The organism is Paraburkholderia sp. SIMBA_030 (assembly GCF_046535245.1).
Classification (GTDB): Bacteria; Pseudomonadota; Gammaproteobacteria; order Burkholderiales; family Burkholderiaceae; genus Paraburkholderia.
This window is the reverse complement of the sequence record NZ_JAWRXB010000292.1, coordinates 1-290: the sequence shown is the minus strand read 5'-3', so window position 1 is coordinate 290 and position 290 is coordinate 1. Positions and strand designations below refer to the sequence as shown.

At 61.7% G+C, this 290-nt stretch carries 1 protein-coding gene; it reads left to right on the top strand.

Features of this window, described 5'->3' with window-relative positions; translation table 11 throughout:
• The coding region (locus tag SB772_RS40050; protein ID WP_410838525.1) for an aldehyde dehydrogenase family protein at positions 1-290 on the top strand (290 nt) is incomplete at both ends.

Here is a 290-nt window from a genome sequence, read left to right as displayed (position 1 = left end):
CTATCGAGCGGCGGCTGGTATTTCGAGCCGACCGTCATGGTCGATGCGCAAAACGACATGGGCTTCATGCGCGACGAGATCTTTGGCCCGGTGGTCGGCGTCATGCCGTTCCGCGACGAGGCGGAGATGATCGCGCTCGCCAATGACAGCCATTACGGCCTCGCCTCCGGCATTTGGACCAAGGATATCGATCGCGCGCTTCGCTTCGCCAATCAGATCGAGGCCGGCACGGTCTGGGTCAACACCTACCGTTCCGCCTCCTTCATGTCCGCCAATGGCGGCTTCAAGGA